Annotated in this window: 16 protein-coding genes and 4 tRNA genes; 13 read left to right on the top strand and 7 right to left on the bottom strand. The window is 63.1% G+C overall.

Annotated features, from left to right (window positions below; translation table 11 throughout):
• Nucleotides 1-14: 14 nt before the first annotated feature.
• Nucleotides 15-497, bottom strand: a complete 483-nt coding sequence (locus AC3B5Q_RS19765) for a hypothetical protein (RefSeq protein WP_021782509.1) — start codon at nt 495-497, stop codon at nt 15-17.
• A 249-nt stretch (nt 498-746) separates the two neighbouring features.
• Nucleotides 747-971, bottom strand: coding sequence for a hypothetical protein (locus AC3B5Q_RS19760; protein WP_016501083.1), 225 nt, complete (start codon nt 969-971; stop codon nt 747-749).
• A 949-nt stretch (nt 972-1,920) separates the two neighbouring features.
• On the opposite strand from AC3B5Q_RS19760, the gene AC3B5Q_RS19755 reads away from it, so the two are divergent.
• Both AC3B5Q_RS19755 and AC3B5Q_RS19750 read left to right on the top strand, forming a co-directional pair.
• The gene (locus AC3B5Q_RS19755; protein WP_028698010.1) at nt 1,921-2,340 is read left to right on the top strand and encodes a tetratricopeptide repeat protein; all 420 of its coding nucleotides are present in this window, start codon (nt 1,921-1,923) and stop codon (nt 2,338-2,340) included.
• Nucleotides 2,341-2,785: 445 nt separating this feature from the next.
• Nucleotides 2,786-4,159: a DNA recombination protein RmuC gene (locus tag AC3B5Q_RS19750; RefSeq protein ID WP_162149588.1), complete on the top strand. Its 1,374-nt coding sequence runs from the start codon at nt 2,786-2,788 to the stop codon at nt 4,157-4,159.
• Here the strand turns inward: AC3B5Q_RS19750 and AC3B5Q_RS19745 are convergent.
• Both AC3B5Q_RS19745 and AC3B5Q_RS19740 read right to left on the bottom strand, forming a co-directional pair.
• Nucleotides 4,131-7,610 (bottom strand): hybrid sensor histidine kinase/response regulator, encoded by a 3,480-nt coding sequence (locus AC3B5Q_RS19745; RefSeq protein ID WP_021782506.1) that lies wholly within the window; start codon nt 7,608-7,610, stop codon nt 4,131-4,133. The two genes, AC3B5Q_RS19750 and AC3B5Q_RS19745, sit on opposite strands and share 29 nt — an antisense overlap.
• Before the next feature lie 126 nt (nt 7,611-7,736).
• Entirely contained in the window at nt 7,737-8,915 is a 1,179-nt protein-coding gene (locus AC3B5Q_RS19740) for an MFS transporter (RefSeq protein ID WP_021782505.1), read from the bottom strand.
• 242 nt (nt 8,916-9,157) lie between these two features.
• Between AC3B5Q_RS19740 and AC3B5Q_RS19735 the strand changes: the two genes are divergently transcribed.
• The 4 genes from AC3B5Q_RS19735 to AC3B5Q_RS19720 all read left to right on the top strand — a co-directional run bounded on the left by AC3B5Q_RS19735 (nt 9,158) and on the right by AC3B5Q_RS19720 (nt 14,152).
• Nucleotides 9,158-9,889, top strand: coding sequence for a GntR family transcriptional regulator (locus tag AC3B5Q_RS19735; RefSeq protein WP_028698008.1), 732 nt, complete (start codon nt 9,158-9,160; stop codon nt 9,887-9,889).
• Nucleotides 9,890-9,984: 95 nt separating this feature from the next.
• On the top strand, nt 9,985-11,259 hold the full coding sequence (locus AC3B5Q_RS19730) for an MFS transporter (RefSeq protein WP_021782503.1): 1,275 nt from the start codon (nt 9,985-9,987) through the stop codon (nt 11,257-11,259).
• A 24-nt stretch (nt 11,260-11,283) separates the two neighbouring features.
• Complete coding sequence (locus AC3B5Q_RS19725; protein ID WP_103443850.1) at nt 11,284-12,117, top strand: amidohydrolase family protein; 834 nt, start codon at nt 11,284-11,286, stop codon at nt 12,115-12,117.
• 157 nt (nt 12,118-12,274) lie between these two features.
• Complete coding sequence (locus AC3B5Q_RS19720) at nt 12,275-14,152, top strand: MFS transporter (RefSeq protein ID WP_028698006.1); 1,878 nt, start codon at nt 12,275-12,277, stop codon at nt 14,150-14,152.
• 3 nt (nt 14,153-14,155) lie between these two features.
• Here AC3B5Q_RS19720 and sugE read toward each other — a convergent pair whose 3' ends face one another.
• Entirely contained in the window at nt 14,156-14,473 is a 318-nt protein-coding gene (gene sugE, locus AC3B5Q_RS19715) for a quaternary ammonium compound efflux SMR transporter SugE (RefSeq protein WP_010952753.1), read from the bottom strand.
• A 217-nt stretch (nt 14,474-14,690) separates the two neighbouring features.
• Nucleotides 14,691-15,611 carry a recombination-associated protein RdgC gene (gene rdgC, locus AC3B5Q_RS19710; protein WP_003252510.1) on the bottom strand — a complete coding sequence of 307 codons (921 nt, stop codon included), beginning with the start codon at nt 15,609-15,611 and terminating at the stop codon, nt 14,691-14,693.
• Between the two features lie 216 nt (nt 15,612-15,827).
• Here rdgC and AC3B5Q_RS19705 point away from each other — a divergent pair.
• The 4 genes from AC3B5Q_RS19705 (at nt 15,828) to AC3B5Q_RS19690 (ending at nt 16,329) form a co-directional block, all read left to right on the top strand.
• Nucleotides 15,828-15,903: transfer RNA gene (locus AC3B5Q_RS19705), tRNA-Val, on the top strand.
• A 13-nt stretch (nt 15,904-15,916) separates the two neighbouring features.
• Nucleotides 15,917-15,993, top strand: a tRNA-Asp gene (locus tag AC3B5Q_RS19700).
• Nucleotides 15,994-16,163: 170 nt separating this feature from the next.
• Nucleotides 16,164-16,239 (top strand) — tRNA-Val (locus AC3B5Q_RS19695).
• Between the two features lie 13 nt (nt 16,240-16,252).
• A tRNA-Asp gene (locus AC3B5Q_RS19690) sits at nt 16,253-16,329 on the top strand.
• A gap of 114 nt (nt 16,330-16,443) precedes the next feature.
• On the opposite strand, the gene map is transcribed toward AC3B5Q_RS19690, so the two are convergent.
• On the bottom strand, nt 16,444-17,292 hold the full coding sequence (map, locus tag AC3B5Q_RS19685; RefSeq protein WP_021782500.1) for a type I methionyl aminopeptidase: 849 nt from the start codon (nt 17,290-17,292) through the stop codon (nt 16,444-16,446).
• 266 nt (nt 17,293-17,558) lie between these two features.
• On the opposite strand from map, the gene AC3B5Q_RS19680 reads away from it, so the two are divergent.
• From AC3B5Q_RS19680 to nirD, 3 genes are all read left to right on the top strand, one after another.
• Complete coding sequence (locus AC3B5Q_RS19680) at nt 17,559-21,584, top strand: bifunctional nitrate reductase/sulfite reductase flavoprotein subunit alpha (protein ID WP_488392722.1); 4,026 nt, start codon at nt 17,559-17,561, stop codon at nt 21,582-21,584.
• Between the two features lie 271 nt (nt 21,585-21,855).
• Nucleotides 21,856-24,408 carry a nitrite reductase large subunit NirB gene (nirB, locus tag AC3B5Q_RS19675; protein WP_488392721.1) on the top strand — a complete coding sequence of 851 codons (2,553 nt, stop codon included), beginning with the start codon at nt 21,856-21,858 and terminating at the stop codon, nt 24,406-24,408.
• Nucleotides 24,408-24,770 (top strand): nitrite reductase small subunit NirD, encoded by a 363-nt coding sequence (gene nirD, locus AC3B5Q_RS19670; protein WP_012053428.1) that lies wholly within the window; start codon nt 24,408-24,410, stop codon nt 24,768-24,770. Before nirB ends, nirD begins: the two co-directional genes overlap by 1 nt.
• Nucleotides 24,771-24,805: the final 35 nt, after the last annotated feature.

Below are 24,805 nucleotides of genomic sequence, written 5' to 3'. Positions count from 1 at the left end.
TTGTAGGACGCGTCTCAAGATGCCTGTGGCATTTTCTGATTTATGCAGGCCTGCCAGGCGTGGGTGAAGTCGCGCAGGCGACCTTGGGGGTTGAAGATCTGTCGCCAGATCCGCGCCAGTGCCAATAGATCGTCCGCCGCAGGCAATGGTGTGGCCTGCTCTTCGATGAGCATCCAGGCAATGGCGGTGGAATAGCGCAGGTTGACGGTGAGCTCCAGGTGCGGGCCACCAAGGAAGGCGTGCTGGCTGGCCAGGCCGCGGACCAGGCTGGCCAGGTCGGGGTCACGGGCCAGGTAATCGTCCCAGAGCGCCTGGTGACGCTGTTCACCGATACGGTAAAGACCATGGCCGCGTCGGTCATGCAGGGCTGAGCCGAGGGCTGACTGGCTGGCAGCGATGCCCAGTAACAAGGCTTCGGCGCTGGCGCAGTGACGGTTCAGGTAGACCAAGGTGGGTCGGATCACATACTGACACAATTCATTCGCCGCAATACCCATGATGCCCTCGAGCAGGTAAGGGCCGGACGGGCGCTGGAGCTTGGCAGCTGGTGAATGATCAGGCCCGCCGGGAGCGGAAAGCACCGCTCGAGTTGAAGTGTAGTGTGATAATCGTGGTGTAAAGAGCTGTTTTTAAATCGATTGCTGCCTGATGCTCCGGGCTATATGCCCTACGGCAATTATGCCGCGAGCGTTCAGGCAGACTTGCGATGGGATGATTCAGCGCTTGAATACACCGGTATTCGCCGGTCACGCGGTGAGCGACTGACGAGTCCGGGCGATCACCGCCTGCAGCGGTTCGTTGCGGCTGTATTGCTCGTGGTACAGGCGTTCGGTATGGCAGGCAACGCCGTGTTCGTCTACCAGGGTGAAGCTGAAGCTGCCCTTGCGTGGGGCAACGATAAGGCACTTCAACGGCGAGAAGGCCTGGGAGAGGGTGCCAATGGCAGCCTGAATCTGATGATGAGTTTGCATATTGTTGGAGGTTCCTGCTTTAAACACGGGGGATATGATCCGTGCATGATAGAAACGTTCCAGTGACGCCTTTATTAAGGGACGAACGAACCTGACTGGAACAGGGCAGCCAGAGGGGGCGCAATCAAATGTAGGCGCTTGGGCTGACTGGTAGGTACTTCGGAAGGCAGGCAGCACGCCGGGGCCAAGGTTCTAGGCCGTCGAGGTGGGATCCTGATCAATCTGTCATGTGATTCGTGCTTGCGCAGCGCTAGGCTGGCGAGTGAACCATTGAATGGGCCGGTCCTGGTTTCAGCAGAGCTGCTTTTGGGGGAGCGAGTCTGCAAGGACGCTTGCGGCCAGAATTGACTTTCAGCTTGGTACTAACGAGGGGCACCTTACCGGAAGTGCAGATGTTTGGCAAGCACTACGTTTGTTCAGGTGAGCCGCGCAGTATGGCGCGAATTCTCGCTGCTGGGAAGAGGGGGTAAATGGCCCAAATGCCGGCCGATGTGCCCTTTTCGGGCACCCAAATGGAGGTTTATGGTGCACTTGTTCACATTCGGGGCAGCGCTTGTAACGGCTTGGCAACACCACCCCGCAGCCTCGCCAATGCCTTGACTGCGTGGTTAAGTCAATGAAAAAAAACACTATTTTTAGCTGGTGAAAAAATCGTCAGTTTGACCAAAACCCCCAATTCATGGGGGTTTGAGGGGTGTGAGAGGGGGTTGTCCACCGAGTTATCCACAGGAACTGTGGATTGTCCCGAGCGCTTGCTCTAGCACGGGCGTGCCAGCAATGGGATGAACTGTCCGACAATCGTCATGCTCCAGCAGACCGGTTGGTCATCCACCTGAAAACGTCAAGAAAAGATCATTGAATTTTTTTTCAATCCGCCAGAAATCGACAGGCCAAGGCGAAAAAAAAAGAGTAGAGTGGCGCGCCTTTCGAGTCACCAAACCTGTTGCTCATGAAGTTTCGCGGTAAACACCTCGCCAGCCCCACTGCATCGACACTTGCACCTCCCGCTAAACGCTTTTCCCTGAAAGTGGCCCTGTGGTTGCTCGACAGCCCGCGCCTGGGCGACAAACCTCAGGTCAAGCACCTGGCCGGGCACCTTTTGAAGCAGCCGGCGCGCGAGGGGGTGGTAGTGGCGCAAAGCCGACTGGGGCAGATGTTGTGCCGCGATTGTGGCAACGCCCGCGACCGCCGTATTGGCCATGAGCTGCTGCGTCAGGCAGCCCGCGCAGGGGATCGGCGGGCGCAGCTGGAGTACGCTCGGCTGTGTCAGCACAACGAGCCGGAGCAGGCGCGCTATTGGCTCGAGCTTGCCGCAGGGCAGGGGTCGCAGGAAGCGCGCCGGTTGCTGCGACAGTGGTTTGCTGCCTGAGCGCTGTTGCCTGCGCGGGCCCTTTCGCGGGCAAGCCCGCTCCCACCAGATTACCTCTGTCTTCAGGCTTGCGCGGCACTTGCAGAAGCGGGTTTACCCGCGAATACGGTAGCAGCAGCAAAGGTGGACGGCGGGTGATAATTGGCCAGCAGGCCCGGTCCTTTCGCGGGTAAACCCATCTACAGGCGACCGCGCAGGCTTTTCAGATTTTGAGCAAGACAGTTGCTTCCACCTGTGGGAGCGGGCTTGCCCGCGAAGAGGCCGATGCAGGCAACACACCAGTCAGGCTGATAAGCTGCACTCAATTTGCATCAGAGCGTTCGGGGTAAGCATGACAGTGGATCTGGCCAGCATTCTGCTGGGCTTGGTGGCAGGCGCAATACCCTGTCTGGTGTGGGTCATGCAGGTGCAGCGCCGCCAGGGCGCACGGCAAGGTGAGCAGGCCTTGCTCGAAGAGCGCCTCAACGCTGCCCAGTTGGCCCAGGCCGGTCTGCAGGCGCAACTGGATGCCAGTCGCGACGAGGTCAGCGACCTCAGTGAAGCCAATGCCGTCAAACAGGCCCAGCTGGCCGCCCAAGGCCGTGAGCTGGAGCTGCTGCAGATCGACCGCGACAATGCCCGTGACGCCGCCCACGCCTGGAGCCTTGAGCGCGCCAACCGCGAAGCTGAACTGCGCCGCCTGGAGGCGCAAACGGCGCGCCTGGACGCAGAACTGCGTGAACAGCAGGAAAGCCACCAGCAACGTCTGGAAGACCTGCAGGAGGCCCGTGACACCTTGCGCGCCCAGTTCGCCGACATGGCCACCAAAATCTTCGACGAGCGCGAACAGCGCTTCGCCCAGACCAGCCAGCAGCACCTGGGCCAGTTGCTCGACCCGCTCAAGGAGCGTATCCATGCCTTCGAAAAACGCGTGGAGGAAAGCTACCAACAAGAGGCCCGCGAGCGCTTCTCGCTGGGCAAGGAGCTGGAGCGCCTGCAACAGCTCAACCTGCGTCTGTCCGACGAAGCCACCAACCTTACCCAGGCCTTGAAAGGCCAGAAGACCCAAGGTAACTGGGGGGAGCTGATCCTCGAACGTGTGCTGGAGCATGCCGGCCTGGAAAAGGGCCGCGAATACCAGACTCAGGTCAGCCTGAAAAGCGCCGACGGCGAGCGCTTCCAGCCGGATGTGCTGATCATGCTGCCCGGCAACAAGCAGGTGGTGGTGGACGCCAAGGTCAGCCTCACGGCGTACCAGCAGTTCGTTGCCGGCAACGACGAAGCCGCGCTCAAGCAGCATGTGCAGTCGCTGCGCAGCCACGTCAAAGGCCTGTCGAGCAAGGACTACAGCCGCCTCGAAGGCCTGCACAGCCTGGATTTCGTGTTGTTGTTCGTGCCCATCGAGGCGGCCTTCTCGGCGGCCCTGCAGGCCGAGCCGAACCTGTTCCAGGAGGCCTTCGACCGGCAGATCGTGATTGTCAGCCCTACCACGTTGCTGGCGACCTTGCGGGTCATCGACAGCCTGTGGAAGCAGGAACGTCAAGGACAGAACGCCCGCGAGATTGCCGAGCGTGCCGGCTGGCTCTACGACAAATTCGTGCTGTTCATCCAGGACCTGGACGAGCTGGGCAGCCGCCTGCAGCAGGTGGACAAGGCTTATGCCGCAGCGCGCAACAAGCTGTGCGAAGGGCGTGGCAACCTGGTCAGCCGAAGCGAGCAGCTGAAGCTGCTGGGGGCCCGCGCCAGCAAGAGCTTGCCGGCAGACCTGCTGGAGCGGGCGCTGTCCGATGAAGCGCTGCCCGACGTAGCGGTTACTGAGCCAGGCTCAGATGGCGATTGAGCAGGGCGCGCAAGGCCGCCGGCTTGACCGGCTTGGCCAGGTAGTCCAGCCCTGATGCATGTACCAGGGCAATGGTTTCCTTGCTGCCGTCGGCGCTGATCACTACACCGGGTACCGGCTCACCCAGCCGTGCTCGAAGCCAGCCCATCAGCCCTGTGCCGGTCTCGCCGTCGTCCAGGTGATAGTCCACCAATGCCAGGTGCGGGCGCATGCCCTTGGCCAGCAGGGCTTCGCATTCGGCCTGGTTGCGCGCGGTCCAAACCTGGCAACCCCAGCGGCTTAGCAGGCTGTTCATGCCGATCAGGATGCTGTCTTCGTTGTCCACGCATAGCACTTGTAGCCCGGCCAGTGGCTGGCCGCCCTGTTGTTCCACGGGGGCGCTTGGCGCCGCGGCGGCCTGGCGCGCAATCGGTACGCTGACGCGGAACACCGTGCCTTTGCCCGGCCATGAGCGCACTTCCAGCGGATGCCCCAATACCCGGCACAGCCCGTCTGCGATTGCCAGGCCTAGGCCTAGCCCCTTCTCGGCACGGGTCTGGTGGCTGTCCAGGCGCTTGAACTCCTGAAAGATCACCTGCAGCTTGTCGTCAGCAATGCCCGGGCCACGGTCCCAGACCTCCAGCCACAGGCGCTCGCCCTGTCGGCGCGCGCCCAGCAGGATCGGGCTCTTGCCATAGCGCAGGGCATTGGTGAGGAAGTTCTGCAGCACCCGGCGTAGCAGTTTCATGTCGCTGTCCACCCGCAGGCGGCTGCCGCGCAGGCGGAACTCCAGGCCCTTCTCGGCCGCCAGCAGCTTGAACTCGGCGCCCAGGGTGTCGAACAGCTCATTGAGGGCGAAGGGTTTGGCATCCGGGGTGATCTTGCCGTTTTCCAGGCGCGAGATGTCCAGCAGGTCGCTGATCAGCTCTTCAGCCGAGCGCAGCGAGCTGTCCATGTGCTGTACCAGCTGCTGGGCCTCTTCGTTCATGCCCTCGGCCTGTTGCGACAAGGCGGCAGAGAAAAGCCGTGCGGCGTTCAAGGGTTGCATCAGGTCATGGCTGACGGCGGCCAGGAAGCGGGTCTTGGACTTGCTCACCGCTTCGGCCTGGCTTTTGGCTTCGGACAGCGCCTGGTTCAACTGCGACAGTTCGTGGGTGCGCTCCGCCACGCGTTGCTCAAGGCGTTCGTTGGCATCGCGCAGGGCCTGCTCGGCCTCGCGGAACGGGGTGATGTCGGTGAAGCTCATGACAAAGCCGCCGCCCGGCATGGGGTTGCCGATCAGCTCGATCACCCGGCCATTGGGGAACAGCCGCTCTGAGGAGTGCGCGCGGCCCTGGCGCATCCAGTGTAGCCGCCGCGCCACATGCACCTGCGCTTCGCCGGGGCCGCACAGGCCGCGCTCGGCGTTGTAGCGGATGATGTCGGCAATCGGTCGCCCTACGCTGATCAGCCCGTCCGGGTAGTTGAACAGCTCCAGGTAGCGGCGGTTCCATGCCACCAGGTGCAGGTTCTGGTCGACCACGCTGATGCCTTGGTTGATGTTTTCGATGGCGCCTTGCAGCAGGGCGCGGTTGAACTGCAGCACCTCACTGGCTTCGTCAGCGATGCGCACCACGTCTTCCAGCTGCATGTCGCGGCCTTCGATGGCCGCTTTGACCACGGCGCGGGTCGAGGAGGTGCCGAGCACCCCGGCCAGCAGGCGTTCGGTGTGCTCGATCCAGTCGCCATCGGCGTTCTGATTCGGGTTGAAGCCCTTGCCCTGGCGGTAGGCAAAGCGGATGAAGCTCTGCCGTGCGCGCTCTTCTCCGACAAAGCGCGAGGCCAGGGTCAACAGGTCGTCGATCTGCACCGCCAGCAGCGGCTTGCTGCTGGGCCGCGCGCTGGTCTGCTGGCCAATGAAGCGGCCGGCCTGCCAGTGCTCGGAAACCCGTGTGCGCGACAGCACCGAAACCCAGGCGAACAGGGTGAAGTTACCTGCCAGTGACAGCACCACACCTTGGGTCAGCGGACTGATCGGCAGGTTCAGCGGGTTGCCATGCAGCCACGCCAGGCCAGGGAACAACTGCAACGACCAGCCCAGGCTGTGCGCGGCAATCGGCAGCACCAAGGTGTAGAACCACAGGAAAATGCCGGCGGCCAGGCCGGCGAACACACCGCGACGGTTGGCCTGCTTCCAGTACAGCGCGCCAAGCATGGCCGGGGTGAGCTGGGTCACGGCGGCAAAGGCGATCTGGCCGATGGTCGCCAGGCTGGCGGTGGAACCCAGCAGGCGGTAGCTGACATAGGCCAGCAGCAGGATCACCACGATGGTTACCCGGCGTACCGAAAGCATCCAGTGGCGGAATGCTTCGAAAGGCCGCTCGGCGTTATTGCGGCGCAGCAGCCAGGGCAGCAGCATGTCGTTGGACACCATGGTCGACAGCGCCACGGCCTCGACGATCACCATGCCGGTAGCCGCCGAGGCGCCGCCGATGAACGCCAGCAGGGCAAGGCTCGGGTGCGCCTCTGCCAGCGGCAGGCTGATGACGAACGAGTCGGAGATCACCGTGCCTGGCAGCAGCATCTGCCCGGCCAGGGCAATCGGCACCACGAACAGCGCGGCCAATGCCAGGTACATGGGGAATACCCAGCGCGCCAGGCGCAAGTCCTGCGGCTCGATGTTCTCCACCACGGTAACGTGGAACTGCCGGGGCAGACAGATGATTGCCATCATCGCCACGGCGGTTTGCACCACCATGGACGGCCAATTGATGGTTTCTTTCCAATAGTCCTGCAAGTGGATCGACTGGCGGGCCTGGCTGAACAGGTCGTCGAAACCGTCATACAGGTTGAAAACGATGAAGATGCCCACGGCAAGGAACGCCAGCAGCTTGATCATTGATTCGAAGGCGATCGCCAGGACCATGCCGCGGTGGTGCTCGGTCACATCCAGGCTGCGGGTACCGAAGACGATGGCGAACAGCGCCAGTACCAGCGATATCACCAGCGCGGTGTCCTGCACGCGGGTGCCGGTGGCATCGGCGTTGGCGCCGATCAGCAGGTTCACGCCCAGTACGATGCCCTTGAGCTGCAAGGCGATGTACGGCAGCACGCCGACCAGGCAGATCAGCGCCACCACCACTGCCAGGGTCTGCGACTTGCCGTAGCGCGCGGCAATGAAGTCGGCGATCGAGGTGATGTTCTGCTGCTTGCTGATCAGCACCATCTTCTGCAGCACCCAAGGCGCGAAGATCAGCAGCAATACCGGGCCCAGGTAGATTGGCAGGAACGCCCAAAGCTGTTCGGCGGCCTGGCCCACCGCGCCGAAGAAGGTCCAACTGGTGCAGTACACGGCCAGCGACAGGCTGTACACCCAGGCGCGCAGCTTTGGCGGCAAGGGCGTGCTGCGACGGTCGCCGTAGAAGGCGATGGCGAACATGATGGCCATATAGGCCAGGGCGACCACGGCGATCAGCCCGCTGGACAACGACATGAAGACTCCGAAGCAAAAAGGTAACGCGGTCCCGATCAATCAGTCTGGCACGCAAGTGCCGCTTCGTCAGCGCAGACGATGGTTGTAGGAGCGGGTTCACCCGCGAATAGGCAGGAACAGGCAACATCAAACCGTGCGGGTACCCAACCCGTAAAACACCCCTGCCAGTATCACCGACAACACCAGCAGGTAGAAGACCGCCCCTGGCCACAGGTGTGCCAGTGCAAACCCCACCATCACTGGGCCCAGCGCCGCCCCCAGATTGGACAGGTTCTGTGCGCCGTAATACACCCCGCGCAAGTGCTCCGGTGCAATCAGGTCGATGAACATGTACTCGGCCGGGATCACGATGATTTCACCCAGCGTGAACACCAGCATCGCCAGGCACCAGGCCAGCACCGAGCCAGCCAGTGCAAAACCCAGCAAGCCGGCGATAAACAGGCCCATGCCGGCCAACAGCCACGGCATCAGGCGCTGGCGGCTGATACGCCGGCCAATCAGATACTGCAAGGCAATGACCGTCACGGCGTTGGTGGTGACCAGATAGCCGATCAGCCGTGCGGCTGCGGTGGGGTTGCTGGTTACCACCAGGTACTGGGACAGGTAGGCGGTGAACTGGCCGAACACCACCGCGCTCAGCACCCCTCCCGCGGTAAAGCACACCAGCCGACGATCCCGCGCCAGCCCCAGCGCCACTTGGCCGAAGCCGGCCGCAGGTTTGTCCGGCGCGCTGGCCTGCAGGCTGCGATCACCCAGGCGCCAATAAGCCAGGCACATGGCCAGGCCAAGCAGGGCAGAGGCGAGGAACGGCACATGGTCGTTCAGTTCAAGCATGGCCACGCCCAGCAACGGGCCGGCGGCGTAGCCAACGTTGCTGAGGGTGTACTTGATGGCGAAAACCTCGGCCCGCTCATCCACTGGCAGTAACGCGCAGAAGCCCGCCTTGGCGGCGATGTCGACCACTGCCAGGGCCAGGTTGATCAACACCAGACAAAAGAAGAACGGCAGTGCCGAACGGCTGGCGACCGCGCCGACGAAGGCCAGGGCGAACAGCAGGGTACTGATGCTGACCAGCGCGTGGTTGCTCAAGGTGTCGACCAGATGGCCACCGTACAGACTCAATAGCGAGGCGACGATCAGCGCGCCACCGATCAGCAGGCCGATCTGGCTGATCGGCAGCTGGAAATTGTCTGCCAGGTAAACCACCAGGTAGGGCAGGGTGAGGGCGCGGGCGATGGTAAGCGTGAAGGTGGTGGTGAGCAGCAGGCGAACGGTGTGCGGGTAGCGTTTTATGGCGGCGAGCATTGCCACGTCCTTGTTATGCGGGTTTGCCGGGCACAAGCATAAGCCACAAGCGGCCCTTGCAGCAGCACCGACAACATTCGAGTGAATGCGGGAATTCTCCGGCCGCTTCACAGCCCTCCGCGACACAAGGCCGCGTCACAAGCAAAAGGGCGACGGGCGGAGGATTGACAGCCCGACAGGCTGGGGGAATACTCTTGAAAAATTCATATATATGTTTATATAACAAGACGAGAGCGAGACCCATGCACCCATTGACCGGTGATGCTCGACTGCCCCGCTACCAACAACTGCGCGACCACATGGTCGCGCAAATTGCCAACAACCGCTGGCGTCCGGGGGAAGCGATCCCGACCGAAGCAGCCTTGGCCACCGAGTTCGACCTGTCGATCGGCACCGTGCGCAAGGCTGTCGATGTGCTGGTAGCCGAAGGCGTGCTGGAGCGTCAGCAGGGTCGCGGCACCTTCATTCGCCGCCCGCAGTTCCAGTCGTCGCTGTTCCGCTTCTTCCGTTTCGAAGCCGCCAATGGCGAGCGCGTGGTGCCGGAAAGCCGCATTCTCTCTATCGAGCCGCTTCCGGCGCCTTCGGCGGTGGCCGAGGCATTGGGCCTGGCGGGGGAGGCTGATGTGATCCGCATCGTTCGCACCCGTCTGCTTGGCGCCCAGCCGGTGCTGGCTGAAGAGATCTGGCTGCCGCGTCAAACCTTCCAGCCGCTGCTGGACGTGGATTTGAACAGCAAGGGCCCACTGCTGTACCCGATCTACGAAGCGCTGTGCGGTCAGGTGGTCGCCTACGCCGAAGAGACCCTGACCGCCGAAGCGGTCGACGCGGTGCATGGCCGCTTGCTGCAACTGCCGGCCGACAGCCCGGTGGTAGTGATCGAGCGCCTGGCCCGGGATTACGCCGGCAAACCTCTGGAATGGCGCCGCTCGCGCGGCCATGCGCAGCACTTCCGCTACCGCATCGACATTCGCTGAACCGGTCGCTTCACCCTTTTACCTGTCTGCGCCGTGCTGCCACGGCGCAGTGGCTTCGCCTGCCCGTCACACCCACGACTAGAAGGATAACAATCATGTTCAGCTGGTATCGCGAGATCACCTCACGGGAACGCAAGACATTCTGGGCCTGTTTCGGCGGTTGGTCGCTCGATGCGCTGGAAGTGCAGATGTTCGGCCTGGCCATCCCCGCGCTGATCGCCGCGTTCTCCCTGACCAAGGGCGACGCCGGCCTGATCAGTGGCCTGACCCTGGTGACCTCGGCAATCGGCGGCTGGCTGGGTGGCACCCTGTCCGACCGCTATGGTCGCGTGCGTACCCTGCAATGGATGATTCTCTGGTTCTCGTTCTTTACCTTCCTTTCGGCATTCGTCACCGGTTTCTACCCGTTGCTGTTCGTCAAGGCCATGCAAGGCTTTGGCATTGGTGGCGAATGGGCAGCCGGCGCTGTGCTGATGGCCGAAACCATCAACCCCAGGTATCGCGGCAAAGTCATGGGTACGGTGCAGAGTGCCTGGGCTGTGGGGTGGGGGCTGGCGGTGGCACTGTTTACGCTGATTTACTCACTGGTACCGCAGGAGTTTGCCTGGCGGGTGATGTTCTTCGTCGGTCTGCTGCCATCGCTGCTGATCATCTGGGTACGCCGCAACGTGCCTGAGCCGGACAGTTTCCAGCGCCTGCAGAAAGAAAAAGCCATCCCCTCCAGCTTCTTGCAGTCGATGGCTGGCATCTTCCGCCCGGAACTGCTGCGTGTGACCCTGCTGGGCGGCTTGCTCGGCCTGGGTGCCCACGGTGGCTACCACGCGGTGATGACCTGGTTGCCGACCTTTCTCAAGACAGAGCGCAACCTCTCGGTGCTTAACTCTGGCGGTTACCTGGCGGTGATCATCCTGGCCTTCTGGTGTGGCTGCGTGGTCAGCGGCCTGCTGATCGACCGTATTGGCAGGCGCAAGAACATCCTGCTGTTCGCCCTGTGCTGTGTACTGACCGTGCAGGCCTACGTGTTCTTCCCGCTGAGCAATACCCAGATGCTGTTCCTCGGCTTCCCGCTGGGCTTTTTCGCCGCCGGCATCCCGGCCAGCCTTGGCGCGTTTTTCAATGAACTGTACCCGGCTGACGTACGCGGCGCCGGGGTGGGCTTTTGCTACAACTTCGGTCGCGTGCTGTCGGCCGTGTTCCCCTTCCTGGTCGGGCACATGAGCGAATCGATGTCGCTGGGGAGTGCCATCGGCATCGATGCCGGCATCGCGTATGGCGTTGCGGTGATCGCAGCCCTGTGCCTGCCCGAAACCCGTGGCCGCAACCTTGAATCTGCACCTGCGCCGGAAGCGGCCGGTGCCGTCGCCAAGTAACCTGAACGTGTTTGTATGAGAACCATGCCCCACGCACCCGCTTTGCACCTGACCGCCATCGACAGCCACGCCCACGTGTTCAGCCGTGGCCTGAACCTGGCCAGCCAGCGGCGTTATGCGCCCAGTTACGATGCGCCGCTGGGCGACTACCTGGGCCGGCTGCGGGCTCATGGTTTCAGCCATGGCGTACTGGTCCAGCCCAGCTTCCTGGGTACCGACAACCGCTATTTGCTCAGCGCCTTGCAGACCGTGCCTGGGCAACTGCGCGGGGTGGTGATGCTGGAGCGGGATGTCGAGCGCGCGACGTTGGCGGAAATGGCCCGGTTGGGGGTAAGGGGTGTACGCCTCAACCTCATGGGGCAGGATATGCCTGACCTGACCGACGCGCAGTGGCGGCCGCTGCTGGAACACATCGGCGAGCAGGGGTGGCACGTGGAACTGCACCGTCAGGTGGCGGACATTCCAGTGCTGGTGCGGGCATTGCAGCCCTATGGCCTGGACATCGTGATTGACCATTTCGGCCGGCCAGATGCCCGCCTTGGCCTGGGCCAGCCGGGGTTTGCCGAACTGCTCACCCTGAGCGGTCGGGGCAAGGTATGGGTGAAGGTGTCCGGCATCTACCGGCTGCAGGGCTCGCCGGAACAGAACCTGGCATTCGCCCGTCAGGCGCTGTGCGCGCTGGAAGCCCATTACGGCGCAGAGCGGTTGATGTGGGGCAGTGACTGGCCGCATACCCAACATGAGTCGGAGGTCAGTTTCGGCACCGCTGTCGAACAGTTCGAGGCCTTGGGGTGTTCAGCGCAGTTGCGCCAGGCACTGTTGGTGGATACCGCGCGGGCGTTGTTTGGCTTCGAGTGACTTAGCGCCAGTGCTGCAACTGCCAGCAGGTCCTTGAAAGCAATCTCGCCTGGCCATGCCTGAGCTGGTGCTTGCCAGCCAGCGCATTTCCCATGCAGATTTGTGGCCCGGCGCGCTTGGCGAGCCTCCAATTGAAAAGCCCTCAGGACCAAGGACGATGAGTCACTCTTCGCAATTCACCTTGCTCGGCAAGCGGCGTTTCCTGCCGTTTTTCATCACTCAGTCGCTGGGTGCCTTCAACGACAACCTGTTCAAGCAGTCGCTGATCCTGGCGATTTTGTTCAAGCTCAGCCTGGGCGATGGTGACCGATCGATCTGGGTCAACCTGTGTGCCTTGCTGTTCATCCTGCCGTTTTTCCTGTTTTCGGCGCTGGGCGGGCAGTTTGGCGAGAAGTTCGCCAAGGATGCGCTGATCCGCGCAATCAAGCTGGCCGAAATCGTGATCATGGCGATTGGTGCGCTGGGCTTTGTCACCAACCATCTGGCGCTGATGCTGGTGGCGCTGTTCGGTATGGGGACCCACTCGGCGCTGTTCGGCCCGGTGAAGTATTCGATCCTGCCGCAGGCCCTGCGCGAGGAAGAGCTGGTGGGCGGTAACGGGCTGGTGGAAACCGGTACCTTCCTCGCCATCCTCGCCGGCACTATCGGCGCCGGGGTGATGATGTCGGCCGACAGTTACGCAACGGTGGTGGCCGGTGGCGTGGTCGGCACGGCGGTACTCGGCTACCTGGCCAGCCGCTGGATCCCCCGGGCTGCTGCCGCCTCGCCGCAAATGCCGCTGGACTGGAACATCTTCAAGCAGTCGTGGGTGATCTTGCGCATGGGCCTGGGCCAGCCGCCGGCGGTGTCGCGTTCGATCGTCGGCAACTCGTGGTTCTGGTTTGTCGGCGCCATCTACCTCACGCAGATCCCGGCCTATGCCAAGGATTGGCTGCACGGTGACGGCACGGTGGTGACCCTGGTGCTGACACTGTTCTCGGTGGGCATCGCCCTGGGCTCACTGCTGTGCGAGCGGCTCAGTGGACGTAAGGTGGAAATCGGCCTGGTGCCGTTCGGCTCGTTCGGCCTGACCCTGTTCGGCCTGCTGTGGTGGTGGCACTCCGGTGATGTGCCGGCTGCAGCAGCGCCGCACGACTGGCTGGCATTGCTGGGCATGAGCCAGGCCTGGTGGATCTTGCTGTCGATCATTGGCCTGGGCGTGTTCGGCGGCTTCTACATCGTGCCATTGTATGCGTTGATCCAGGCCCGCACGGCCGAGGACGAGCGCGCCAGGGTGATCGCGGCCAACAACATCCTCAATGCCTTGTTCATGGTGGTGTCGGCGGTGCTCACCATCATCCTGCTAGGCGTGGCCAAGCTGAGCATCCCGCAGCTCTTCCTGGTGGTGTCGCTGCTCAATATCGCGGTCAACACCTATATCTTCAGGATCGTCCCCGAGTTCACCATGCGCTTCCTGATCTGGCTGCTCAGCCATTCGATGTACCGCGTGCAGCACCGAGACCTTGAGCGCATCCCCGACGAGGGTGCAGCGTTGCTAGTGTGCAACCACGTGTCGTTCGTCGATGCGTTGCTGCTGGGCGGGGCTATCCGCCGGCCGATCCGCTTTGTCATGTACTACAAGATCTACAACCTGCCGGTGCTCAACTTCGTGTTTCGCACTGCCGGTGCCATCCCGATTGCCGGGCGTAACGAAGACCAGGCGACGTACGAGCGGGCCTTCGCGCGCATTGCCGAGTACCTGGCGGATGGCGAGCTGGTGTGCATTTTCCCGGAAGGCAAGCTGACGGGCGATGGCGAAATCGATGTCTTCAAGGGTGGGGTCAGCCGCATCCTCGAAGAAACGCCGGTACCGGTGATTCCGCTGGCCTTGCAGGGGTTGTGGGGAAGCTTCTTCAGCCGTGACCCGGCCAAGGGTTTCTTCAAGCGCCTGTGGTCGCGGGTGACCATCGTGGCAGGCGCCGCCGTCCCGGTGGAGGCGGCGCAGCCTGAAGTGTTGCGTGAACAGGTCAGCCGCCTGCGCGGCCATCTGCGATAGGGGCTAGCTGGCGCTGACTTTCAGGCCGACAAGGCCGCAGACGATCAGCGCCACACTGACCAGCCGCACCAGGGCCATGGACTCGCCGAACAGAATGATCCCGGCGATGACCGTACCGACTGCGCCTACGCCGGTCCAGATGGCATAGGCGGTGCCCAGCGGCAATTCCTTCATGGCCAGGCCCAACAGGCCCAGGCTGATGACCATGGCGCCGACGGTAAGGACAGTGGGTAGCGGTCGAGTGAAACCGTCGGTGTATTTGAGGCCGACGGCCCAGCCGACCTCGAACAGGCCGGCGAAAAACAGGATGATCCAGGACATGAGTGTGTCTCCATCGTTTGAATGATGGGGCCGTCCCCGGAGTGGTCACGCGGTGCGTCGTGAGGTCGTCCTCACCGTGGGCATCATGGTGCCTGTCTGCGGCCTTGCGGGCAAGACCGCGCCTGCAAGGGGTTACCACTTGCAGGCGCGGGTTTACCCGCGAAGAGGCCGGTGCTGGCAGAAAACGATTCAGGCCAGCACCTGCATTTCATACCAATCAGACCCCTTGCGGGATCTCTTCCCCACCCAGCGCCTCGAACAGCACCGGCAGGAATTCGGCAAAGGTCATCATCATCAGCTGGAAGCTGGCATCGAACTGCTGCGCAGCCTCATCGCCACCGTCCTGCTCGGCCTGCTCCTGCAGCAGCTCTTCGAACTTCAGGCGCTTGATGACCATCTTGTCGTCGAGAATGAACGACAGCTTGTCTTGCCAGGCCAGGGCCAGCTGGGTCACCACCTTGCCAGTGGAAAGGTGCAACTGGATCTCTTCGCCGGTCAGGTCCTGGCGCTTGCAACGCACGATACCGCCATCTTCGGCGGTGTCACGCAGTTCGCACTCGTCCAGTACATAGAAGCCTTCGGCGGCTTGCTGCGATTTGACCCAGTCGGTCATGGTGGCCACCGGCGCAATCTTCACCGTGGCCGGGCGCACCGGCAGCGAGCCCATCACTTCACGCAGGGTCGACAGCAGGTCTTCGGCGCGCTTGGCGCTGGCCGAGTTGACCAGGATCACGCCCAGGCGCGGGGCAATGGCAGCGAAGATCATCGAGCGGCGGATGAACGCACGCGGCAGGAACGCCTGGATGATTTCGTCCTTGATCTGGTCGCGCTCCTTTTTATAGACCTTGCGCATTTGCTCGGTCTCGATCTCTTCGACCTTTTCCTTGACCGCGTCGTTGACCACGCTGCTCGGCAGGATGCGTTCTTCCTTGCGCGCGGCAATCAGCAGGTACTCGCCGCTGACATGCACCAGGGGAGCGTCTTCGCCTTTGCCGAACGGCGCGACGAAACCATAGGTGGTCAGCTCCTGGCTGGCGCAGGGGCGGGCCGGCTTGCTGGCCAGGGCGGCTTCCAGCGCTTCAGGCTCGAACGGAACTTCCTGGGTCAGGCGGTAGGTCAGCAGGTTCTTGAACCACATGAGGGGCAATCTCTCCTTAATGCATAAGGCGGGCATTATTCTCCGAGCGGTGAGTTGAGGCCAGCCCTGTCAGAGGGCCAGCAGTGGCTTATGCATGAAAGAATCGGCCGACAACGCTAGGTCTTTGAAAGGCCTGAGGTTTTTTTTGCAAAAAGTTTAAAAAGTGCTTGCCAGGGTGCGGGACGCTCCGTAGAATGCGCGCCACACCGAGACGAAGGGTGATTAGCTCAGCCGGGAGAGCATCTGCCTTACAAGCAGAGGGTCGGCGGTTCGATCCCGTCATCACCCACCACTCGATGTATAGCGCAGCGGTAGTTCAGTCGGTTAGAATACCGGCCTGTCACGCCGGGGGTCGCGGGTTCGAGTCCCGTCCGCTGCGCCATATTCCACTTCCAGGGCCCACTGAACACCCGGAAGTAACAAAGAAAGCGACCTTAGGGTCGCTTTTTTTGTGCCTGATTTTTGGTGTTTGACCGAAGTGTGAAAAAACTTCGATAAGTGCTTGCCAGAGCGCCAAGTCGCCCGTAGAATGCGCGCCACACCGAGAGACATGGGTGATTAGCTCAGCCGGGAGAGCATCTGCCTTACAAGCAGAGGGTCGGCGGTTCGATCCCGTCATCACCCACCACTCGATGTATAGCGCAGCGGTAGTTCAGTCGGTTAGAATACCGGCCTGTCACGCCGGGGGTCGCGGGTTCGAGTCCCGTCCGCTGCGCCATATTCCACTTCCAGGGCCTACTGAACACCCGGAAGTAAAAAAGAAAGCGACCCTAGGGTCGCTTTTTTTTGTGCCTGAATTTTGTACTCATACCTGCAAGCGTTTGCCGCAGCTTCAGCCACGACGTTCCTCCTCCCGCAATGTCAGCACCTCATACCCACCCTCAGTCACCGCCACGGTATGCTCCCACTGCGCCGACAGGCTGTGGTCACGGGTAATCACCGTCCAGCCATCCTTCAGCGTGCGCGTCCCACGCCCACCCTGGTTGATCATCGGCTCGATGGTAAACACCATGCCCGGTTTCAGTTTCATGCCCATGCCACGTTGGCCAATGTGCAGCACCTCTGGCGCTTCATGCATCTGCTGGCCAATACCGTGCCCGCAATACTCGCGCACCACGCTGTAACCCGCCGCCTCGGCATGTGCCTGCACGGCATGGCCGATATCGCCCAGCGTTGCCCCAGGGCGCACCTGCTCGATGCCTTTCCACAACGCGTCATAGGTGGTGTCGACCAGGCGCCGGGCTTCATCGCTGATCTTGCCGATGCCATACATCTTCGACGAATCGGCAATGTAGCCGCCCTGTTCCAGAGTGATGTCGACGTTGATGATCGAGCCTTCCTTGAGTACCTCATCGACCTTGGGGATGCCGTGGCATACCACGTGGTCCACCGACGTATTGAGCGAGTAAGGGAAACCGTACTGGCCTTTGCTTGCAGGCCGTGCCTTAAGCGTATCGACGATGAACGCCTCGGCGCGGTCGTTGATCTGCATCGTGGTCACTCCGGGGCGGATGAAGCTGTCGAGTTCGGCGAACACCTGGGTCAGTAGCTGGCCGGCGCGGCGCATCAGGTCGAGCTGGGTGGGGGTCTTGAGGATCACCTGGGACATGGGGGGAGGGTAGTTGCTCATGCTGGAAATTGCCCCAGCATAGCGCCAGCGGGTACCGGCTTGCCACCGCATGGTGCGTAGCCTGTGCAGGCCTCTTCGCGGGCGTGCCTGCTTCCATAGGTACGGCGCCGCCCTCAGGCCTTGCGATATCCCTGTGGGAGCGGGCATGCCCGCGAAATGGCTGGTATAGCTGGCCCATAAATTGCTGATTTACCCTCATCCCGGGCTATCAACGTCGACAGCCCTCACCACTTCACGACAAAGGCGCCGTGTTGCCCCGCGTGCATCAGCATGCCGGGGCAGCCGGCGCCTTTTTGCGTTTTCACAGGAGCCCGCCCATGGCCAACAGCGAAGTACGCAGCGTCTGCCCCTACTGCGGCGTGGGCTGCGGCATCGTCATGAGCGTTGCCGATGGCAAGGTCGGCAAGATCAGCGGCGACAAGCTGCACCCGAGCAACTTTGGCCGCCTATGCACCAAAGGCCTCACCGCACACCTGCCACTGAGTGCCAGCGGGCGCATGGCCGATGCCTACGTGCGCCAGCAACGCAGCCAGCCGCCAGTGCGCACCAGCATGGACCAGGCCATCGCTGCCACCGCCGAGCGTCTGCGCGGCATCATCGACCAGCACGGCCCGGATGCCATGGCGCTGTACGTGTCCGGGCAAATGTCGCTGGAGGCCCAGTACCTGGCCAACAAGCTGGCCAAGGGCTTTATCCGTACGCGCCACATCGAGTCCAACTCGCGCCTGTGCATGGCCAGCGCCAGCAGTGGCTACAAGCTGTCGCTTGGCGCCGATGGCCCACCTGGCAGTTACCAGGACTTCGAGCACGCCGAGGTATTTCTGGTGATCGGCGCCAATATGGCCGACTGCCACCCGATCCTGTTCCTGCGCCTGCTTGACCGGGTCAAGGCCGGCGCCAGGATGATCGTCGTCGACCCGCGGCGCAGCGCCACGGCCGACAAGGCCGACCTGTTTCTGCAGGTGCGTCCCGGCAGCGACATGGCCTTGCTCAACGGCCTCTTGCACCTGCTGCATCGCAACGGCCACACCAACCCCGACTTCATTGCCCGCTACACCGAAGGCTGGGACGAACTGCCGGCCTTCCTCGACGACTACACCCCCGAGCGCGTAGCCGCCATCACCGGGCTGGCCGAGGCCGATATCATCAAGGCCGCCGAATGGATCGGTAGCGCCAGCAACTGGATGAGCTGTTGGACCATGGGCTTGAACCAGAGCATTCACGGCACCTGGCACAGCAACGCCATCTGTAACCTGCACTTGGCCACGGGGGCTATCTGCCGCCCCGGTAGCGGCCCGTTCTCGCTGACCGGCCAGCCCAATGCCATGGGCGGCCGCGACATGGGCTACATGGGCCCTGGCTTGCCAGGCCAGCGCTCAGCGTTGGTGGAAGATGACCGCGCATTCGTCGAACGACAATGGCAACTTCCACCCGGCAGCCTGCGCAGCGAGGGCGGCGAGGGTACGGTGGCGCTGTTCGGGCAGATGAAAACCGGTGAAGTGAAAGCCTGCTGGGTCATCTGCAGCAACCCGGTGGCCAGTGTCGCCAACCGCCAGCAAGTGATCGACGGCCTGCGCAAGGCCGAACTGGTCATTACCCAGGACGCCTTCCTCGACACCGAAACCAATCGCTACGCCGACATCCTGCTGCCGGCCGCGCTGTGGGCCGAAGGCGAGGGTGTGATGATCAACAGCGAGCGCAACATGACCCTTATGCCACGCGCTGTCGAGCCGCCCGGGCAAAGTTTGCCGGACTGGCAGATCATTGCCCGCGTGGCGTGTGCCATGGGCTATGCGGACGCCTTCGACTACCCCAATGCCGAAGCGGTGTATGAGGAAATACGCCGCTTCCACAACCCTGTGACCGGTTATGACCTGCGCGGTATCGGCTATGCCGAATTGCGTACGCAGCCGCGCCAGTGGCCCTGTGCGCCGGGCAGCCAACAGCAGCGCAGCCCGCTGCGCTACCTCAACGACGGCAGCAGCCAGGCGCTCCTGCTCGATGCCCAAGGTGGGCGGCCGGCACTGGCTTTCCCCACCGCCAGTGGCAAGGCGCGCTTCTTTGCGCGGCCCTGGTTACCGGCAGCGGAATTGCCGGACGATGACTACCCCATGGTGCTGAACACTGGCCGTGTGCAGCACCAATGGCACACGTTGACCAAGACCGGCAAGGTGCCGGCACTGAACAAGCTGGAGCCCGGCCCCTACCTTGAGATTCATCCCGAGGATGCTGCCCGGCTGGGTGTCGCTGAAAAGGACCAGGTAGCCGTTCGCTCACGCCGGGGGCACGCCGTGTTGCCGGCGCGCATCAGTGACCGGGTCATGCCGGGCAACTGCTTTGCGCCGTTTCACTGGAATGACCTGATCGGCGAGCAATTGGCGATCAATGCCGCGACCTGCGATGCGGTCGACCCGCTGTCGCTGCAGCCTGCCTTCAAACACTGCGCCGTAGCCCTGGAGCGGGTCGCAGGCGAGCGCATCGACGCCCTTGATCTGAACACTGCCACTGTAGAGCCTGTCCGCATGCCGACCGCCACCCTGTCCCGTCTGCTTGGCCTGCACACCCAGCCGGTTCCGGTGCTGGCCGAAGAAGAGCGTCATTACCTGCAAGGTTTCCTGCTGGGCCTGGACCAGGCCCGCGCCGAGGGCGTACCCCGCCTGCCGGCCAGTGCGCCGCTGGCTGCCAGCCGTCGTTTGTTTGTCGACGGCTTGCTGGCCGGGCTGTTCGCCCATCCTGCAACTGCACCCATCGCAGCACAGGCCGCGCCATGGCATCAGGTGCTGTGGGCCTCGCAGACCGGCACTGGTGAGCAACTGGCCGAACGCTGTGCCGCGCGCCTGCGCGATGCTGGTCTGAACGTGCAACTCAGTTGCCTGGAGGTGGTCAGTCCAAGCCAGCTGCAGGGCGCTGCCAGTGTGGTGTTGATCGCCAGCACCTTTGGCGATGGCGACGCGCCCGACAGCGGCGCGGCATTCTGGCAGGCCTTGCAGGGTGAGGAGGGCGCTCACTGCGCCGGGCTGTCCTATGCCGTACTGGCCCTGGGCGACTCCAGTTACGACCAGTTCTGCGGTTTTGGCCGCAAGCTCGACCAGCGCCTGGCCGAGCTGGGAGCGCGGCGCCTACTGCAACGGGTGGACTGCGAGCCAGACTTCGACGAAGCCTTTGCCGGCTGGCTCGAAGCGCTATTGCCTGCACTGGGCAGTGCTGCGGCACCACCACCGGCGAGTGAACCTGCACCCTTGGCGGTCTATAGCAAGCAGCAACCCTGGATGGCCACTGTGCTGGAAAACCGCCTGCTCAATGGCCCCGGCGCCAGCAAGGAAACCCGTCAGTTGGTCTTCGACTTGGGCGGAAGCGGCTTCAGTTACGCTGCCGGCGATGCCCTGGGCGTATGGCCGCGCAACTGCCCGGCCCTGGTAGAGGAACTGCTGACGCTGATGCAGCTCGATGGCCAGGCGATGGTCGAGCTTAAAGGTCATTGCGCCATGCCATTGGGCGAAGCCCTGCAAGCACATCTGGAAATTGCCAAGGTCACTGCGCAGCAACTGCAGGCATTTGCCAGCAATGCGCCTGACCTGCAGCGTTTGCTGCAGCCCGAATGCAAGGCCGAGCTGCAAGATTGGCTGTGGGGCCGGCAGCTGGTCGATGTGCTGCGCGCCTTCCCCCAGCAGTTGCCGCTGGCTAGCTGGCTGGAACTGCTCAAACCATTGCAGCCGCGGCTCTATTCGATCAGCTCCAGCCCACTGGCGCACCCAGGCCAGGTGCATCTGACGGTGTCGACGGTGCGTTATGGCGAACGTAAAGGCGTGTGCTCAAGCTACCTTGCCGACCGTGCGCAGGTGCAGAAAGTGGCGATCTTCCCGCAGGTGTCGAAGCACTTCCGCTTGCCCGAGGACGACAGCGTGCCGGTGATCATGGTGGGCCCTGGTACTGGCATTGCACCGTTTCGTGCGTTCCTCGAGGAGCGAGAGGCACGGGGGGCAAAAGGTGACAACTGGCTGTTCTTCGGTGAGCAGTACGCAGCGACCGACTTCTATTACCAGGAGCAGTTGCAGGCCTGGCAGGCGGCGGGGCACCTGCGGCTGGACACGGCGTTCTCGCGGGACCAGGCCGAGAAGATCTATGTGCAGCAGCGCATGCTTGAGCAGGGTGCGCTGTTGTGGCAGTGGCTGGAGGCGGGGGCGTATTTCTATGTGTGTGGCGATGCGCAGCGTATGGCCAGGGATGTGGATGCGGCGTTGCGGGTAATCGTCGCCGAGCATGGCCGGATGGATGCGGCGGCGGCTGCGGCTTATGTCGAAGGCTTGAGCAAGGCCAGGCGTTATCGGCGCGATGTGTACTGAAGTGCTCCAAGATGGGGTGCTGTGCACTTTGAATGTGCATTGGCTGGGCGGGCCCAGCGCAAGTGTAGGAGCGGGTTTACCCGCGAAGAGGCCGGCACAGGCAACCCAGGCATCCCACGCAGCCCAATTGGCACACTCCCTGCTTAACCTCGGATACAACAAAGCCCACTGATCAACGGCGATCAACCCGGGCCCCCTACCGTGATGAATACAGGCAAAGGCGCCTGGAGCTTCGGCTCCAGGCGCTTTTTTTTTGATCGAGGATCGGCTTATGAAGGCAACAGCGAGCAGCGGGCAACGAGAGCGACTGGTCATCGTCGGCAACGGCATGGTCGGCCACCATTGCGTCGAACAACTGGTCAGTCGCGGCGCCCTGCAGCGCTTCGAGGTGCGGGTATTTGGCGAAGAGCGCCAACGCGCGTATGACCGCGTGCACCTGTCCGAATACTTCGGCGGCAGCTGTGCCGAAACCCTGGCCCTGTGTGAGCACGATTTCTACGACGCCAATGGCGTGCACCTGCACCTGGGTGAGGCCGTTCTGGAGATCGACCGCGAGCGCCGCGAAGTCGTCACTGCCGAAGGTCGTTACGGCTACGACCAACTGGTGCTGGCTACCGGCTCCTATCCCTTTGTGCCGCCAATCGAAGGCTCCAGCGGCAATGCCCGCCTGGTCTACCGCACCCTGGACGACCTCGATGGCATTCGTGCTGCCGCAGCCGGTGCCCGCCGAGGGGTGGTGGTCGGCGGTGGCCTGCTTGGCCTGGAAGCGGCCAACGCCCTCAAGTCGCTGGGGCTGGAAGCCCACGTGGTGGAATTCGCCCCACGGCTGATGCCGGTACAGCTGGACGGCGAGGGCGGTGCCGCGTTGAAGGCGCAGATCGAAGCGCTGGGTGTGGGGGTGCACCTGGCGCGCGCCACCCAGTCGGTCAGTGCCGGTGAAACCTACCGCTACCGCATGAACTTCGACGGCGGTGAGCACCTGGAAACCGACCTGATCGTGTTCTCCGCCGGTATCCGCCCACAGGATGCACTGGGCCGGGGTTGCGGCCTGGACATCGCCGCGCGCGGTGGCGTGGTTATCGATAACCACTGCCGCAGCAGCGACCCACGCATCTTCGCCATCGGCGAGTGCGCCTCGTGGAACGGCAGTGTGTTCGGCCTGGTCGCCCCAGGCTACAGCATGGCGCGCAACCTGGCTGGGCTGCTGATGGGCGAGGCGGCGGTGGCGTTCACCGGCGCCGACATGTCGACCAAGCTCAAGCTGCTGGGGGTGGATGTCGGTTCGATCGGCGACGCCCACGGTGCCACGCCGGGCGCGCGCAGCTATCGCTTCATCGATGAAGCCAACAGCGCTTACCGCCGTTTGGTGGTGGATGCCAGCGGCAAGCACGTGCTCGGCGCGGTGCTGGTCGGTGACAACAGCTATTACGACACCCTGTTGCAGTACGCCCAGAACGGCATCGCCCTGCCGGCCGACCCGGCAGCGCTGATCCTGCCGCAAGGCGGTGGTGCGCCGGCCCTGGGCGCCGATGCGCTGCCCGACAGCGCGACCATCTGCTCCTGCCACAACGTCAGCAAGGGGGCGGTGTGCGCCGCGATCGACAGTGGCTGTAGCGACTTGGCTGCGGTCAAGGGCTGCACCAAGGCCGCGACCGGCTGCGGCGGTTGCGCGGCCCTGCTCAAGCAAGTCTTCGAGCACGAACTGACGGCCCGCGGCGTGGCGGTGGACAAGAGCCTGTGCGAGCACTTTGCCTACACCCGGCAGGAGCTGTACGGGTTGGTGCGGGTGGAGGGTATCCGCACCTTCAGCGAACTGCTCGAGCGCCATGGCAAGGGCTATCTGGGGTGTGACATCTGCAAGCCGGCGGTGGGCAACATCCTTGCCTCGTGCTGGAACCAGCCGATCATGGACCCGGCGCTGGTACCGCTGCAGGACACCAACGACACCTTCATGGCCAACATGCAGAAAAACGGCACCTATTCGGTGGTGCCGCGCATTCCCGGTGGTGAAATAACCCCCGACAAGCTCATCGTCATCGGCCAGGTGGCCAAGAAATACGACCTGTACACCAAGATCACCGGTGGCCAGCGCATCGACCTGTTCGGCGCCCAGTTGCACGAGCTGCCGCTGATCTGGGGCGAACTGATCGAGGCCGGTTTCGAAACCGGCCACGCCTACGGCAAGTCGACCCGCACGGTGAAGTCTTGCGTGGGTAGTACCTGGTGCCGTTACGGCGTGCAGGACAGTGTCGCCATGGCCCTGCGCCTGGAAGACCGCTACAAGGGCCTGCGCAGCCCCCACAAGCTCAAGTTCGCGGTATCGGGTTGCACCCGTGAATGCGCCGAGGCGCAGAGCAAGGACATCGGCGTTATCGCCACCGACAAGGGCTGGAACCTGTACGTGTGCGGCAACGGCGGCATGCGCCCGCGGCATGCCGAGCTGTTCGCCACCGACCTGGACGACGAAACCCTGGTACGCCTGATCGACCGCGTGCTGATGTTCTACATCCGCACGGCCGACAAGCTGCAGCGCACCTCGGTGTGGCGTGAAAACCTGGAAGGCGGGCTGGACTACCTGAAGCAGGTGATCATCGACGACAGCCTGGGCCTGGCCAGCGAGCTGGAAGCGCAGATGCAGCAGGTGGTCGACCAGTATGAATGTGAGTGGGCCAATGCCCTCAACGACCCGGAGAAGCTCAAGCGCTTCCGCACCTTCGTCAACGACCGACGCGCCGACCCGGACGTGCACTTCGTGCGCGAACGCGAACAACGCCGGCCCGCAGCACCGCTGCACCTGATCCCAACCGTCGAGGAGACTGTCTGATGAACCTGGCTAATGTTGCTGTGAACACGCAAGAAAACTGGCAGCCGGTGTGCCAGGCACAAGACCTGGTGGCCGACTCCGGCGTCGTGGTTTGGTTCGATGGGGCCCAGGTGGCGTTGTTCTACCTGCCGGGGCAGTCCCAGCCGCTGTATGCAGTGGACAATCGCGACCCACGCTCCGGCGCCAACATCATCGGCCGCGGGCTGGTGGGCAGTGTGCAAGGTGAGTTGGTGGTGGCAGCGCCGCTCTACAAGCAGCACTTCAGCCTGCTGAGTGGGGAGTGCCTGGAGGATGCCGGGCAGAGGTTGCGGGTGTGGCCGGTGCGGTTGAAGGGGGAGGCGGTGGAGCTGGCGGTGGCCTGATACCCCTTTGCTGCCTGTGCCGGCCTCTTCGCGGG

The organism is Pseudomonas sp. D5(2026), from assembly GCF_057766845.1.
This window is presented reverse-complemented; position numbering and strand designations above follow the sequence as displayed.

Coding starts and splice junctions, on each gene's coding strand:
- nirD (WP_012053428.1), top strand. CDS start 24,408: ATGAACCTGGCTAATGTTGCTGTGAACACGCAAGAAAACTGGCAGCCG.
- AC3B5Q_RS19725 (WP_103443850.1), top strand. CDS start 11,284: ATGCCCCACGCACCCGCTTTGCACCTGACCGCCATCGACAGCCACGCC.
- AC3B5Q_RS19730 (WP_021782503.1), top strand. CDS start 9,985: ATGTTCAGCTGGTATCGCGAGATCACCTCACGGGAACGCAAGACATTC.
- AC3B5Q_RS19720 (WP_028698006.1), top strand. CDS start 12,275: ATGAGTCACTCTTCGCAATTCACCTTGCTCGGCAAGCGGCGTTTCCTG.
- AC3B5Q_RS19735 (WP_028698008.1), top strand. CDS start 9,158: ATGCACCCATTGACCGGTGATGCTCGACTGCCCCGCTACCAACAACTG.
- AC3B5Q_RS19765 (WP_021782509.1), bottom strand. CDS start 497: ATGGGTATTGCGGCGAATGAATTGTGTCAGTATGTGATCCGACCCACC.
- AC3B5Q_RS19760 (WP_016501083.1), bottom strand. CDS start 971: ATGCAAACTCATCATCAGATTCAGGCTGCCATTGGCACCCTCTCCCAG.
- AC3B5Q_RS19745 (WP_021782506.1), bottom strand. CDS start 7,610: ATGTCGTTGTCCAGCGGGCTGATCGCCGTGGTCGCCCTGGCCTATATG.
- map (WP_021782500.1), bottom strand. CDS start 17,292: ATGCGGTGGCAAGCCGGTACCCGCTGGCGCTATGCTGGGGCAATTTCC.
- rdgC (WP_003252510.1), bottom strand. CDS start 15,611: ATGTGGTTCAAGAACCTGCTGACCTACCGCCTGACCCAGGAAGTTCCG.
- nirB (WP_488392721.1), top strand. CDS start 21,856: ATGAAGGCAACAGCGAGCAGCGGGCAACGAGAGCGACTGGTCATCGTC.
- AC3B5Q_RS19755 (WP_028698010.1), top strand. CDS start 1,921: ATGAAGTTTCGCGGTAAACACCTCGCCAGCCCCACTGCATCGACACTT.
- AC3B5Q_RS19680 (WP_488392722.1), top strand. CDS start 17,559: ATGGCCAACAGCGAAGTACGCAGCGTCTGCCCCTACTGCGGCGTGGGC.
- AC3B5Q_RS19740 (WP_021782505.1), bottom strand. CDS start 8,915: ATGCTCGCCGCCATAAAACGCTACCCGCACACCGTTCGCCTGCTGCTC.
- sugE (WP_010952753.1), bottom strand. CDS start 14,473: ATGTCCTGGATCATCCTGTTTTTCGCCGGCCTGTTCGAGGTCGGCTGG.